Source organism: Cupriavidus sp. SIMBA_020, assembly GCF_046535395.1.
In the GTDB taxonomy this organism is placed as follows: Bacteria; Pseudomonadota; Gammaproteobacteria; order Burkholderiales; family Burkholderiaceae; genus Cupriavidus; species Cupriavidus campinensis.
Window position 1 is genome coordinate 1 of the sequence record NZ_JAWRWU010001697.1, and the last position, 235, is coordinate 235.

Genomic DNA, 235 nt, shown 5'->3' on the forward strand with positions numbered 1-235 from the left:
GTCGGGGCCGGCCGCGGGCGTGGTGGGCGCCGCCGCGGTGGGGCGCGCCATCGGCAGCCTGAACCTGGTGACGTTCGACGTGGGCGGCACCAGCACGGATGTGTCGTTGATCTGCGATGGGCGGCCCTTGTTCACGTCTCACCGTCAGGTGGCCGGGTATCCGGTCAAGACGCCGATGGTGGATATCCACGTGATCGGCGCGGGCGGCGGCAGCATTGCCTGGCTGGATGACGCG

Annotated in this window: 1 protein-coding gene; it reads left to right on the plus strand. The window is 70.6% G+C overall.

Going from position 1 to position 235, the window contains the following annotated elements:
• Positions 1-235 (plus strand): hydantoinase/oxoprolinase family protein (locus SB751_RS35395; protein WP_410749664.1); only part of this gene is annotated, 235 nt, incomplete at both ends.